A 12268-nucleotide genomic window follows, 5' to 3' on the forward strand; every position below is an offset into this window, starting at 1 on the left:
CGGTCCATTTTGAAAGGAAAGCATTCCGTGCTATGCTGTGCGGAATGCTTGATTATTTGATCGAACGGGAAAAGAAGGAAATGTTCCGGGTATCCACCCGGACCCTGACCTTTCCCGGCGGACGCGAGGAACGCGTCGAGGCCTATCGCCTCGTCTGGTCCTGGTGGGACCGCGCCCTGGCCTGTGAATTCACCTACACCGAGGACGCGTTCCTCACCATGGTCGAGCGCTGCGCCACCATGGAAAAGCTGACGCTGGGGCAGGCGCTCGGGCGGGTGCTCGACTATGTCATCATGACCGGCGAGGCCGACGGCCTGGATTACACCGACGACAACATCGCCCTTCAGGTTTCCAAGGAAGCGACGCGGCGGTTCTACGAGAGGAAAAAGTCTGGCGGTGGGGGGGAGTGATTGGGGCTCCCACGTCTCGTATCCCGGCTATTGCACACTTTTGATAGATTGCCGGATGCGGTTGATCTCGACCAGAAGGTCGGCTTCCAGGCCCGCGATCAGGGTTTCGATATCCCGTCGCATGTGTTGTACAGTGGCAATGATGATGTCCGTGCCCGCCTGTTCGTAAACGGCGAAATGGCGTTCCGCAGGAGCCATGAGAAATGGGTGTGACCGGTGCCGACGGGCGGTTCCCAGGCTCGGATCCTCGGCCATGCGCTGAAAGGCCGCGTAAAGATCGTCCATATAGGCGGAGGCAACGCGGTCGCCCCAGTGTTCCCGGGAGTAGGCGTGAATGACCTCAAGGTCCAGGTAGGCTCTTCGTGTCAGGTAGAAATCCGCCATCTCCTACCGCCAACCATCCTTTTCCTTTTGCTCGAATATCTTCCGATCCTCGGTGAAGGAACCACTGGACTTGAAGACACGCCCCGCCTCGATGTCCCGGTATCCGGACTCCAGGGCCGCGCTGAAATGAGCGAGGTCTTGTCGCTCCATATCCTGCCGGATCAGGGCGCGAATGTATTCACTGGGCGTTTCGTAAAGCCCTTTCGCGCCGACGACTCGTGCGACATGGGCCGCGAGAGGTTCTGTCAGCCGCGCGTTGATCCGATCCGATGCCATGGGTGCCTCCGGGACTAAAATTTACACATAGAATCAGTATATAGGTTTGTCGCAATAGATGTCAAAATTGTCGCACACTGGGTGACGGCCCTCTTTAGGAAACCGTTTCGCATGTCGAATTAAAAGGGTATTTCGTCGTCTGGCACATGCCACGTCTCTGTTGGAGGTAAAGCACCCTTTGGAAGAGGAATGTTTGCGACAATGAACAGGTCGAGTATGTCGTTGCGATCCATGAACATGATTTGAGAACGTTTCGTTGCATCCAGCCGTTCACCAAGCCAGTTCCTCGCCTGCTTCGTTATTTCTCCTCCAGCTACGATGAAAGCATGGTCGACGAGTACCCTTCTATTTCAGGATAGGAGGCGTATTGACCTAAAGAAAACAGGAAAACTTACACTCGTGTCCATATAATTTCTTCAGAGTCAACTTGATCTACTCGCGAACTTCTGTAGGCCATATGTCCAACTAAGCTTTGGCCTCGGTTCCTGACTTGCAGTAAGCTCGTCGCGAACGACAAACTACGTCTATCATCGCTTGTCATGTTTATAGTTACAAAGCCTTCCCATGTTGTTCCAGACAATATGAAACCCTGAATGTAGTCGCCTAGATATCCCCCGGGCGGTTGCGCAGCAGAATTATTCTTTGCAATAGTCATCGTGCCATTTAATGAATGAGCGTTTTGGTGGAGAACCATTGAGTAGGTGTAAGTTATTCCGCCTGAGAATGTTTTTTGCGCACCCCACTTACCCGCGAGGTCAACTCCTTTAAATATCAGATTCTGATACCACGGAATGAACACCTTTTGAAATAATGTCCCAAATGTAAAAATAAATATAGAGGCAAGCACTCCAGCAATAATCCCCCAGACTATCGCCCCCTGGATCGTGGAAGGGTCATAGATACTGAGAGTGGCAGCAGGCGCTGCTGTTTCTGATGCCATCAATTGCGCCTCTACATAACATGATTGAGTAAAAAACTCTAAAATATCTTCTTCAGCAACTGCATGATATTTAATTACAATGATTACCCGCGCTTGAAAAGGCTAGAAGGAGACGACACGACACGGGACAACCAGCGCTCTTGATACGTCTCGATGGCTTTGGTTGCAACCGCTTATGAACACGGGCGGCCAAACAAATATCGACCGGAATGGGCGCAAAGGGGACAATCCAGCTCCCCGAAGTATTGGTTTGGGCGTCCACGCGGGATGCCCCCGCGTGCCGGGCCGTCGTGAATCGAGCCCACTTCGGGATTCCGTCCCTGGCGCAACAAAGAAAAAGACCTCGCCACGGATCGGCTGGAATAACGACGGGCCGTTAACTTGGTCCGCTCGGGATAGGCATTCGGAGGAGGCACAGAACGCGCCATCCTGGGTGAGAAAAGGAGGTGCCTCCATGGTCGCTTTTCGCTTTCCGTGGGCCGCGGATGGGTTGAGACACGTCGTCTATCGACCCTGATCCAGGTATGCGCGGCTGTCTTTTGGGCGAATGACCCCTCCCACACCTCCTCCATTCCCATCACCGAACCGGCATTGGCGGCAGGGTAGGGCGCTCCGGGACCCGGCCAACTCGATGAGGAGGACGAGCGCGAAATCCGTACCGGTTTCGGAAATCCCGGTCCCGCCAAGCTCTCCCGCATGGTGGCTCTCGCGGCGAAATGGCCAGGGCATCCTTCATCGGCTTTTCCTCCGAGCGGTGTCCATCCCGGCATGTCTCTTTCACGCGTAAATCCCGCGCCGGTCCGTTCAACCCGCCCCTCCGGAGAAATGTCCCCGCCTCCCTGCGGTCCGCTCCTCGCGGTCGCTTGCGCTGCACATTTCCCCGTCGGGCGGGTCCTCCACGGTGTTCCGGCCCTCCGCTGCGCTTCGGGTGAACCGTCCCGCCTATGCGGTCTTCCCGCTGGAGACATCGCGGGGATGGTCCCCGCGAGGAACAGCGAAGGATCACCCCCATGGCCATCACCCTCGGCACGTTCACCAAGCAGGACAGCGGCGACTTCTCCGGCATCCTCAAGACCCTCAACGTCACCGCCAATCTGGTCATCCACCCCGTCTCCCGGCAGTCCGAGAACGCCCCCGACTATCGCGTCTATGCCGGTAACGGCCCCCGTAATAGAGGTTTGGGTTATGAAGTCGGCGCCGGATGGAGCCAAGTCGCCAAGACCAGCGGCGGACCTACCTGAACCTGAAGATTGCCGCCCCCGAATTCGGTCCCAACTGGGTTCGCGCCCGCCTCGTCAAGCTGGAGACGCCCCAGGAAGACGGCACCACCCACCTCGCCCTCTGGGAGCCCCGCGAACGCTGAGCCTCCCACTCCGAAAGGTCCCGCTGGAGCGATCCGGTGGGGCCTTTTCCGTGTCCTCCATCCAGACGATCCGTCCCGAAAAGAAGCGGTGTCGGTGCGGTCGCACCGACGGGCTGTTCGTCTCGACAGTCCCATCGTGCCACCCGGCCTGACGGGGCCGTCAAGGATCGCCCCGGCCCGGATGACCGGCGAGACCGTTCTCGACGGTGGGAACGGTCACATTCCGGAGGATATCGCCATGTCCCAGTCCATCACGATCCAGGGATTCCCCTACACGGAGGACGACCTCCGGGAGACCATCTGGCTGGTCACCCAGGAACTGCGCGCCGGTCTGCCCAAGCGCGAACGGATCGCCGCCCAACGCCAGATCGCGACGCTGGAAGCGGCCCTGACGCGCCTGTCCAAGGCCGCCGACGCGGGGCCGTGAGCCCCGCATTTCTCCCGCCTTCAAGGGGGGGGATCGTTTTCGATACCCCCCATTTCCGATCCTGAGCACGCGCGCCCTGGCCCGCCATCCTTTGCCCACCCGCGCCGGACACACCGCCTTTGGCGGACCGCTCTCCGGCGCTTCGATGGACACCGAAAGGACCTTGGGATGACCGATCACGGCACGCGCGCGGCCGAGGCGCGCAAGGGCTCGCCCTTCCTCTCGACCCAACAGGCCGCCTTCTATCTGGGCCTCTCCGCCCGCACCCTGGAGAAGATGCGCCTGACCGGCAACGGCCCCCGCTTCCGCAAGCATGGCCGCTATGTCCGCTACCACATCGCCGACCTGGACGCCTAGTCCGAGGGGCGCGGCAAGGGCTCCACGGCGGACGACGGAGGGCCGTCATGAGGCGCCCCATCGCCCTGGGATTGGCCGTCGGAGGCGTTGCCTTCCTCGGCCTGTCCGCCCTGCCACAGGCCCGGCCTTGGCTGGTCTGGAACGCCTCGGCGAGCGCGCCCATCGGCCTTTATCGGGTCGTCGCGGGGCCGGTGGAGCGGGGCGATTGGGTGCTCGTGCGACCGCCGGAGGATGTCGCGGTTCTGGCCACCAAGCGCGGCTATCTGCCCCTGGGCGTGCCCTTGGTGAAGCGGGTCGCGGCCATTGCCGGAGACGCCGTTTGTGCCCGGAAGGGCGCGCTCTTCATCAACGGACAGGAGGTTGCGCGCGCCCTCGTCCGGGACCGCGCGGGGCGCCCCATGTTCCGCTGGAGCGGCTGCCGAAGCCTGGGCGCGGAGGAGATCTTCCTGCTCCTGCCCCCACCGGATTCCTTCGACAGCCGCTATTTCGGCCCGGTCCCGCGCGCCCTCGTGATCGGGAGGCTCGCCCCGCTATGGACAAGCTGATCCCCCTGATCGTTGCGGCCCTGCTGCTTGTCGCACCCGTTCAGGCCGCCGAGCCGGACACCTGGCGGGCCGCCGTTTCGGAGGCCTCGGCGCGCTTCGGCATTCCCGAACCCTGGATCCGCGCGGTCATCGACGCCGAGAGCGGCGGGGACCCCCGCGCGGTCTCTTCCCGGGGCGCGATGGGCCTGATGCAGCTCATGCCGGGCACCTGGGCGAGCCTGTCAAAGCGCCTGGACCTGGGCGCCGATCCCTTCGATCCCCGCGCCAATATCCTGGCGGGAACGGCCTATCTCGCCGAACTCCGGGACCGCTTCGGCTTCCCCGGAGTGTTCGCCGCCTACAACGCCGGTCCCACCCGATACGCCGCCCATTTGCGGGGCGAACGGACCCTGCCCAAGGAAACGAAAGCCTACCTGAAACGCATCCAGAACAGGCTCTCCGTCGATCAAAATAGGGCGCCGAACGGCCAATCCGGCGGCCTCTTTTTCCCGCTTTCCACGGCGAAAAAGGGGGCTGGAAACGACGAAAAGAGTGCGCAAAACGCCCTTCTTTTCGTGCCCCTCACGACCCGAAAAGGAGACCGGAAATGAGCGGATTTCCCTGTCGTGGCGGTTCCTTCCCGGGTTCGCTCGTGGAGTACTTGGTCGTTGGAGAAAGGGAGAGGGTGCAGGGAGAAAGGGGGCAAAAGGGGAGGACAAGATAAAGCTGGGGCACCACCTCCGCCTCTGGCGGTGGTTAAGCCTTTGTCCGCGCGTCCTTTTTCGGAGAGGTGCGGATGGTGCCATGGGATCCCCCGAGCACCAAGCCCTCTCCAAGATCCCGGTTTCCTTGAATTCGCATGGCACCATCCATCGGGAGACGACCCATGTCGGATGACGACGACTTCCAGCCGAAACTCGGGAAAATCCGCTCCGGCGGATCGAAGGCGGGACGTAAATATCTCCACCGCATTCTGGCCGTCTCGAACCTCGCCCGGACCAGCACGGGGAAGGCGGGCAAATCCCGTTTCTCCGGGGCGCGCATCGGACGGGGGGTGGGCGCCGGTCGTATCCTCGCCAGCCGGGACCGCCATGCGGCTTTCCGCCAGCGTCGGGTCATCATCAAATCCCGCGTCATCAAATTGGCGGGCAAGGGCATGAAGGGCGCGCGGGCCCACCTGCGCTATATCCAACGGGCCGGCGTGACCCGGGAAGGAGAGCGCGGCCAGCTCTAAGGCGCCGAGCGGGACCGGGAGGACGGCAAGGCCTTCCTTGACCGCGCCGAGGGTGATCGCCACCAATTCCGCTTCATCGTCTCGCCCGAGGACGGGGCCTCCTATGAGGACCTGAAGCCGCTCACCCGCCGCCTGATGGCCCAGGTAGAGGAGGACCTCGGTACCAAACTCGACTGGGTGGCCGTGGACCATTTCAACACGGGTCATCCTCACAGCCATATCATCGTCCGAGGCAGGAGCCTGTCCTCGGGGACGGCCAAAGGCCGGAACCCAGGGAACGACCGGGGCAAGGATCTCATCATCGCGCGCGATTACATCACCACCGGCATGCGCGAACGGGCCGCGGATTTGGTGAGCCTGGACCTCGGGCCGCGCACGGACCGGGAGATCATGGAAGCTGGACCATCGGGCCCGATCACCTTGATCGGGTGGTGGCGTACGAACGGACCCGCGCCCGCGCCACCCCGGTCATCGTTGAAACGCTTTCCCACCTGCCCCTGGACCGTCAGGTGGGCGCCGACGGCGCGACCTGGTTGGATCGGGACCTGATCTCCGACCAGCCGACACCACTCCGCGACACCGGGTTCGGACGGGAGGTCCGGGAAGCGCGCGAGCAGCGCCGCCGTTGGCTGATCGCCGAAGGCTTGGCGACGGAGGATCAGGGCCAAGTCACCTATCACCGCGCCATGCTCGCCAAGCTGAGGAAACGGGAACTCACCCGCGTCGCCGGACAGCTTTCCCAGGAACTGGGCCGGACCTATGTGGAACACCACCAGGGGGAGCGCGTGGAGGGATCGCTCCGCCGCGTCGTGGACCTCGCCAGTGGGAAGTATGCCCTGATCGAGAAGTCCCGAGAGTTCACCTTGGTCCCCTGGAGACCCGTCCTCGACCGCCACATCGGGAAGCAGGTCTCGGGCATCATGCGCGGCGATGGCGGGATCTCCTGGACCATCGGGCGGCAGCGGGGGATGGGCGTGGGGTGACCCTTCTCGCGGGCAGGGTCGCCGCCGTCCCCCGTTGACAGGCCGTGGGCGCCACCCCACTTTTCATTCCGCGAAGCTGGGTCCGGGCCCCTCTGGCGGCGACGGCGGTCGCCGCGATGTCGGATCTTTTAATGGCGCGCTCACGCGGCGCATGGCCTGAGCTTTTCTTCCATGACAATCCTGGATGTCCTGCTTGTCCCCGTGTTGGACAAGCCCCTGTGGATGTGGGCGTCGTTTCTCGCGCTGATCGCCCTTTTGTTGCTCCTTGATCTGGGCGTCCTGAACCGCAAGGCGCATGTGATCTCCATACGCGAAAGCCTATGGCAGTCCGCGTTCTATGTGGCTTTCGCCCTGGCCTATGGCGCCGCCGTTTGGTGGTTCATGGGAGCGGACGCCGGTATGCGGTATCTGACCGCCTATTTCGCCGTCCCCCGTGAATTTCAACATCGCGTCCTTTTTTGGGGGATCGTCGGCGTCCTGGTGCTGCGTGGCGTGATGATCGGTCTCGGCGCGGCCCTGGTCGCCGAATTTCACTGGATACTGTACCTCTTCGGCGCCTTCCTGCTGTTCACGGGCGTCAAGATGCTGTTCTTGCATGGCGATCAGGAGCCCAATCTCGCCGATAACGCGGTGATCGGTCTCCTGCGTCGCAAAATGCGTGTCACCGACAGCCTGCATGGGGATCGCTTTTTCGTCCGCCGCCCCGCGAAGAGGGCCAAGGGGGGCAAGGCGGTTCTGTGGGCCACACCGTTGTTCCTGGCCCTGGTGGTGGTGGAACTTTCCGACGTTGTCTTCGCGGTGGACAGCGTGCCCGCGGTGTTCGCGATCTCCACCGACCCGTTCATCGTCTACACCAGCAACATCTTCGCCATTCTCGGCTTGCGGGCCCTCTACTTTGCCCTGGCCGCTATGGTCCACCACTTCGTTTACCTGAAATATGCCCTCGCCCTGGTTCTGGTGTTCATTGGCGGGAAGATCTTCTATGTCGAACTGGTGGGCAAGGTTCCGGTGGCCCTGTCACTGGGCGTGACCGCTGGGTTGCTCGCGGCTGGGGTCCTGGTGTCTCTCCTGCGCGCGCCTCCGGTCGTGGAGCTGGAAAAGGAGGTTTCCACTTCCTAGATCACCTGGCGTCCCGTTGCCTTCGTTTGGAACATGACCTTGGTCCGCGGAGAAGGATCTGAAAACATGGCTCCAAGATCGGGATGGTGGGCGGTGTGAATTTGTCATACCATGGGCATGCGCCACTGGATTGGAGGAAGCGCCCATGTCGGTCTCCCAAAAGCGAACAATCAGTCTGCCCGATGAGCAGGCAAGGTACATCGATGGTTTGGTCGCATCCGGCTCGTACGCGAGCGCCAGTGAGGTGGTGCGCGCCGGATTGCGTGCCTTGCGCGAGCGGGAGGACGCTGTTGAACGGTGGCTGCGCGACGAAGTCGTTCCCGTGGCGGTCGCGACGCAAGCCGATCCGTCTCGCCTGATGACCGTTGAGGCTGCCTTCGACGGCGTGCGCGCGCTCCATGCCGAGCGCCAAGGAGAATCGAAAGCGTGATATACAGGGTTTTGTTTTCGTCCGAAGCACGGGACGATCTCAAGAACCTGTATCTGTATATCGCGGATCGGGCGGGAGACGGGCGAGCCCTGGCCTACGTCGAGCGGATCGAAGCCTACTGTGAAAAGTTTTCCCATTTTCCCGAACGGGGGACCAGGCGGGACGATCTGTTTCCCGGGCTGAGGATCGTTGGCTTCGAACGGCGGATCACGCTGGCCTTTCTGGTCGAAACGGACAGGGTCATATTCCTGCGTGTCCTCTATGGGGGACGGGATTTCGATGCTTCAGGGGATAGGTAGCGTGGCGGGATTGAAACCATCCGGAACAGGTTCCTGTTCGATTTTGGTCATGCTGGCCTTCTGTCTTTGCCTCGTTAACGGCCGCCTCGTGTTCGCCCAGGATAAGGGCTGGATTTCGAGTGCCTTTATTGCTTTACGGCATCTCGTCGATCAGCGTGTGGCATTGAGGGCCACCCTCTATCCAGCGATTGATACCGAGGTGTCCATGCCGGGCATGGGGCTGGTCGACGTTGTCATCTCGCGCGATGCCCCGGAGGGAGGAAGGCCGAGCATACCCAAAGGGTCGAAGATCCTATGTCGGTATCAGCCCGTGCGCGGTGGCACTCGGATACCCATGACATGTGATCGCATTCTGACACCGGAAGGCGGTGATTTCAGAGTGAAAGCCACGGTTCACGGGCGAGATGGACAACCGGGTATTCCCGCTGACGGGATCAAGTCGAATGGCGCGCTCTTGGCTGACCAAGCCAAGCCCTTGCTTCTCTATCTTGATGACGTTCTCTCAGTCGGCCTAACCGGGGGTCCACAGTGGTCGAGACAATAGCGATGTGGTCTATCCCCTTTCTTCCGGTGACCAGCATGCGCGGGGGTGCCGAGGTTCAATACCGCCGTTGATCCGAAAGACGATGGGGGACGGGAGCCATCATGTGGACCATTCCGACATACCTATTGGCCGCTTTCGCGGAGATCGGTGGTTGCTTTGCCTTCTGGGCATGGCTGCGCCTGGACAAACCGACCTTGTGGTTGGTGCCGGGCATGGCCAGCCTCGCCGTGTTCGCCTGGGCGTTGACACGCACCGATGCCGACTTCGCCGGACGCGCCTACGCGGCCTACGGCGGCGTCTATATCCTGGCTTCTCTGGTCTGGATGTGGGTCGTTGAAGGAAGCCGCCCTGACCGTTGGGACGCCATCGGCGCGGCGATCTGCGTCATCGGCGCCGCCGTCATTATTTTTGGGCCGCGAAGCACTTGATGGCTTATCCCACCAGACAATGATCGACCGGTGTTTTTGGTGCGTGGGTACCGCTGATCCAGTGTGAACAGACCATGCGGTGATAGTCCCATGGGGGAAAGAGTGAGGGGCACATGATGGGGGCATTCGACAGGGCGTCGAATTCGTCCCGTTCATGGGGAACCCTGGCGTCTTTCAAGTGATACTCCGTCATCGTACATCGTCGTACAACAGGGCCCTAAGCGTTCCCGCCCATCCACGCGACCCTCGTTCCGTCTGTCCCTGCAACGGAGCGATCCCCATGACCCCCACCAAACTTATCGTTGGCCAGATCCTGGTCGTTTTCGGTATCGTCCTTTTGGGCGTCTGGTCCGCCACGCAGTGGTGCGCCGACATGCTGGGCTATCAGGCCCCGTTGGGTGCCCCCTGGTTCGCCCTCCTGGGCTGGCCGGTCTACGAGCCCTGGCGGCTCTTCGAGTGGTGGTATTTCTACGAGGCCTATGCCCCCGAGATCTTCGACAAGGCGGGGATGCTCGCCGGAGCCAGCGGGTTCATGGGGTGCGCCGCGGCGGTGGTCGGATCCCTCTGGCGGGCGCGGCAGAGCCGTCTCGTCACCACCTATGGCTCCTCCCGCTGGGCGCTTCGGCGGCAGATCCGCAAGGCTGGGCTGTTCCGCGCGGCGGGGGTGTTCCTTGGGCGGTTCGACGACACATACCTGCGCCACGACGGGCCGGAGCATGTGATGGCCTTCGCGCCGACGCACTCGGGCAAGGGGGTGGGGCTGGTGGTGCCGACGCTGCTTTCCTGGACCGGATCGGCGGTGATCCATGACATCAAGGGCGAGAATTGGCAGCTCACCGCCGGATGGCGGGCGCGCTTCTCCCACTGCCTGCTGTTCAATCCCACGGACCCGCGCTCCGCCCGGTACAATCCCCTGCTGGAGGTCCGCAAGGGGCCGGACGAGGTCCGTGACGTCCAGAACATCGCCGATATCCTGGTCGATCCCGAGGGCGCCCTGGAGCGCCGGAACCACTGGGAGAAAACCAGCCATGCCCTGCTGGTGGGCGCGATCCTCCATGTGCTGTACGCCGAGGAGGAGAAAACCCTGGCCCGGGTCGCCGCCTTCCTCTCCGATCCCCGGCGGACCTTCACGGCCACCCGGCACCGGATGGTGGCCACCAACCACCTGGGCACGCCCGAGGATCCCCGGGTTCATCCGGTGGTGGCCTCGGCGGCGCGCGAGGTGCTGAACAAGTCGGAGAATGAGCGGTCGGGCGTGCTCTCCACGGCCATGTCCTTCCTCGGGCTGTATCGGGATCCGGTGGTGGCGCGGACCACCTCGGCCTGCGATTGGCGTATCGCCGATCTGATGGACGCTCAGCATCCCGTTTCCTTGTACCTGGTGATCCCGCCCTCGGACATTTCGCGCACCAAACCCCTGGTGCGGCTGGTGCTGAACCAGATTGGGCGGCGCCTCACCGAGCGGCTGGAGGGAGATCCCGGGAAGACGCGAAAGCACCAGTTGCTGATGATGCTGGACGAGTTCCCGGCGCTCGGACGGCTGGATTTCTTCGAGACGGCCCTGGCCTTCATGGCTGGCTACGGCATCCGGACTTATCTGATCGCCCAGAGCCTCAACCAGATTTCCAAGGCCTACGGAGAAAACAACGCGATCCTCGACAACTGCCATGTGCGCATCGCCTTTTCCTCCAAAGACGAGCGCACGGCCAAGCGGATCTCCGATGCCCTGGGCACGGCGACGGAATTGCGGGCCATGCGGAATTACGCGGGCCACCGGCTGGCGCCCTGGCTGTCCCACGTCATGGTCAGCCGCCAGGAGACCGCCCGTCCCCTGCTGACGCCTGGGGAGGTGATGCAGCTCCCGCCGGGTAATTGCTCACGGGGTTGGCGGCAGGCGCCTCAAGCGAGTGCGAAACTGCCCTGGATGAGATCGCGGATAGCGTCCAGCGGCGCTTGCCCCTTGAGCCTGGCGGTTCCGGTGACGGATCTGTATCCGGCATGAATTTGCGAGCCCCAGTCGGATCGGAAGCCATTGGTGACTTTCCGGAAGATCACCGACGGTCTGATTTCCCGTTCGGAAATGTTGTTCGTCGGTGGAACGCGCCAATCCCGAATAAGTCACGCCTCCCGCGCTGAGAGTTCATAATATCGAATGCTAATAGTCAGTTAGGTTAGAATAGGGGCTGGGTGAAAAATTACAGGGTGTTTTTTCGGGATGCGGTTCAGTGATCACGGGAAGAGGCAGGTTCTCGCCGCCTTTGATGGGGGTGACATTACCTCGGACGCGGGCGGGGTGTTGTTACGGGAGACAGCGGAGCGCCTGAACCTGTTTGGGCGCATGGCGGCCTGTTTCGAAGACAGGCGCAAGACTGATCAGGTCACCCATACCCTGGCCAGTCTTCTGGCCCAACGGGTCACCGGCAGAGAGTGTCCGGTTCATTGTGTATGGGATTTGATCCCATGCCCATCTCACGCGGTGAAGCGCTCACCGAACATGATAGCGAATTGATTGCGGGCCGCCACCCATTCCCGGACGGCCCTGCCTTTCTT

Annotated in this window: 18 protein-coding genes and 2 pseudogenes; 17 read left to right on the forward strand and 3 right to left on the reverse strand. The window is 62.0% G+C overall.

The genetic code is table 11. The features are described 5' to 3' along the window. Positions 1 to 44: 44 nt before the first annotated feature. Positions 45 to 410, forward strand: a complete 366-nt coding sequence (locus tag ACLIRY_RS23655; protein WP_413207892.1) for a hypothetical protein — start codon at positions 45 to 47, stop codon at positions 408 to 410. 27 nt (positions 411 to 437) lie between these two features. Here the strand turns inward: ACLIRY_RS23655 and ACLIRY_RS23660 are convergent, their stop codons facing one another. Continuing rightward, the gene (locus tag ACLIRY_RS23660; protein WP_413207893.1) at positions 438 to 794 is read right to left on the reverse strand and encodes a type II toxin-antitoxin system RelE/ParE family toxin; all 357 of its coding nucleotides are present in this window, start codon (positions 792 to 794) and stop codon (positions 438 to 440) included. A 3-nt stretch (positions 795 to 797) separates the two neighbouring features. Next, positions 798 to 1070, reverse strand: a complete 273-nt coding sequence (locus ACLIRY_RS23665; protein ID WP_413207894.1) for a type II toxin-antitoxin system ParD family antitoxin — start codon at positions 1068 to 1070, stop codon at positions 798 to 800. Between the two features lie 1950 nt (positions 1071 to 3020). On the opposite strand from ACLIRY_RS23665, the gene ACLIRY_RS23670 reads away from it, so the two are divergent. The 15 genes and pseudogenes from ACLIRY_RS23670 to ACLIRY_RS23740 all read left to right on the forward strand — a co-directional run. After that, positions 3021 to 3251: a DUF736 domain-containing protein gene (locus tag ACLIRY_RS23670; protein WP_413207895.1), complete on the forward strand. Its 231-nt coding sequence runs from the start codon at positions 3021 to 3023 to the stop codon at positions 3249 to 3251. Further along, positions 3212 to 3373 carry a hypothetical protein gene (locus ACLIRY_RS23675; RefSeq protein ID WP_413207896.1) on the forward strand — a complete coding sequence of 54 codons (162 nt, stop codon included), beginning with the start codon at positions 3212 to 3214 and terminating at the stop codon, positions 3371 to 3373. Before ACLIRY_RS23670 ends, ACLIRY_RS23675 begins: the two co-directional genes overlap by 40 nt. 94 nt (positions 3374 to 3467) lie before the next feature. Beyond that, complete coding sequence (locus tag ACLIRY_RS23680; protein WP_413207897.1) at positions 3468 to 3800, forward strand: hypothetical protein; 333 nt, start codon at positions 3468 to 3470, stop codon at positions 3798 to 3800. 168 nt (positions 3801 to 3968) lie between these two features. After that, a complete protein-coding gene (locus tag ACLIRY_RS23685; RefSeq protein WP_413207898.1) occupies positions 3969 to 4157 on the forward strand; it encodes a helix-turn-helix domain-containing protein in 189 nt (62 codons plus the stop codon). A 47-nt stretch (positions 4158 to 4204) separates the two neighbouring features. After that, positions 4205 to 4702 carry a S26 family signal peptidase gene (locus ACLIRY_RS23690; protein ID WP_413207899.1) on the forward strand — a complete coding sequence of 166 codons (498 nt, stop codon included), beginning with the start codon at positions 4205 to 4207 and terminating at the stop codon, positions 4700 to 4702. Then, positions 4690 to 5292 (forward strand): lytic transglycosylase domain-containing protein, encoded by a 603-nt coding sequence (locus tag ACLIRY_RS23695; RefSeq protein ID WP_413207900.1) that lies wholly within the window; start codon positions 4690 to 4692, stop codon positions 5290 to 5292. Before ACLIRY_RS23690 ends, ACLIRY_RS23695 begins: the two co-directional genes overlap by 13 nt. 275 nt (positions 5293 to 5567) lie before the next feature. Next, positions 5568 to 5915: a hypothetical protein gene (locus ACLIRY_RS23700; protein ID WP_413207901.1), complete on the forward strand. Its 348-nt coding sequence runs from the start codon at positions 5568 to 5570 to the stop codon at positions 5913 to 5915. Between the two features lie 111 nt (positions 5916 to 6026). Then, positions 6027 to 6464, forward strand: coding sequence for a hypothetical protein (locus ACLIRY_RS23705; RefSeq protein ID WP_413207911.1), 438 nt, complete (start codon positions 6027 to 6029; stop codon positions 6462 to 6464). Next, positions 6347 to 6898: a DUF3363 domain-containing protein gene (locus ACLIRY_RS23710; protein WP_413207902.1), complete on the forward strand. Its 552-nt coding sequence runs from the start codon at positions 6347 to 6349 to the stop codon at positions 6896 to 6898. Before ACLIRY_RS23705 ends, ACLIRY_RS23710 begins: the two co-directional genes overlap by 118 nt. Positions 6899 to 7069: 171 nt before the next feature. Further along, entirely contained in the window at positions 7070 to 8017 is a 948-nt protein-coding gene (locus ACLIRY_RS23715) for a TerC/Alx family metal homeostasis membrane protein (RefSeq protein WP_413207903.1), read from the forward strand. A 145-nt stretch (positions 8018 to 8162) separates the two neighbouring features. Next, the gene (locus ACLIRY_RS23720; protein WP_413207904.1) at positions 8163 to 8447 is read left to right on the forward strand and encodes a type II toxin-antitoxin system ParD family antitoxin; all 285 of its coding nucleotides are present in this window, start codon (positions 8163 to 8165) and stop codon (positions 8445 to 8447) included. Further along, positions 8444 to 8746 carry a type II toxin-antitoxin system RelE/ParE family toxin gene (locus ACLIRY_RS23725; RefSeq protein WP_413207905.1) on the forward strand — a complete coding sequence of 101 codons (303 nt, stop codon included), beginning with the start codon at positions 8444 to 8446 and terminating at the stop codon, positions 8744 to 8746. Before ACLIRY_RS23720 ends, ACLIRY_RS23725 begins: the two co-directional genes overlap by 4 nt. Before the next feature lies 1 nt (position 8747). Then, the gene (locus tag ACLIRY_RS23730) at positions 8748 to 9290 is read left to right on the forward strand and encodes a hypothetical protein (RefSeq protein WP_413207906.1); all 543 of its coding nucleotides are present in this window, start codon (positions 8748 to 8750) and stop codon (positions 9288 to 9290) included. Positions 9291 to 9391: 101 nt separating this feature from the next. Then, a complete protein-coding gene (locus ACLIRY_RS23735) occupies positions 9392 to 9718 on the forward strand; it encodes a YnfA family protein (RefSeq protein ID WP_413207907.1) in 327 nt (108 codons plus the stop codon). A 280-nt stretch (positions 9719 to 9998) separates the two neighbouring features. Next, positions 9999 to 11585 (forward strand): annotated as a pseudogene (locus ACLIRY_RS23740) (conjugal transfer protein TraG); the annotation flags it as partial. A 32-nt stretch (positions 11586 to 11617) separates the two neighbouring features. Here the strand turns inward: ACLIRY_RS23740 and ACLIRY_RS23745 are convergent. Then, positions 11618 to 11833: pseudogene (locus tag ACLIRY_RS23745) on the reverse strand (IS66 family transposase); the annotation flags it as partial. Between the two features lie 100 nt (positions 11834 to 11933). On the opposite strand from ACLIRY_RS23745, the gene ACLIRY_RS23750 reads away from it, so the two are divergent. Continuing rightward, positions 11934 to 12227 carry a transposase gene (locus ACLIRY_RS23750; RefSeq protein WP_413207908.1) on the forward strand — a complete coding sequence of 98 codons (294 nt, stop codon included), beginning with the start codon at positions 11934 to 11936 and terminating at the stop codon, positions 12225 to 12227. The last annotated feature ends 41 nt before the right edge of the window (positions 12228 to 12268 follow it).

The sequence above is a fragment of the Rhodospirillum sp. A1_3_36 genome, from assembly GCF_047263945.1.
In the GTDB taxonomy this organism is placed as follows: Bacteria; Pseudomonadota; Alphaproteobacteria; order Rhodospirillales; family Rhodospirillaceae; genus Rhodospirillum.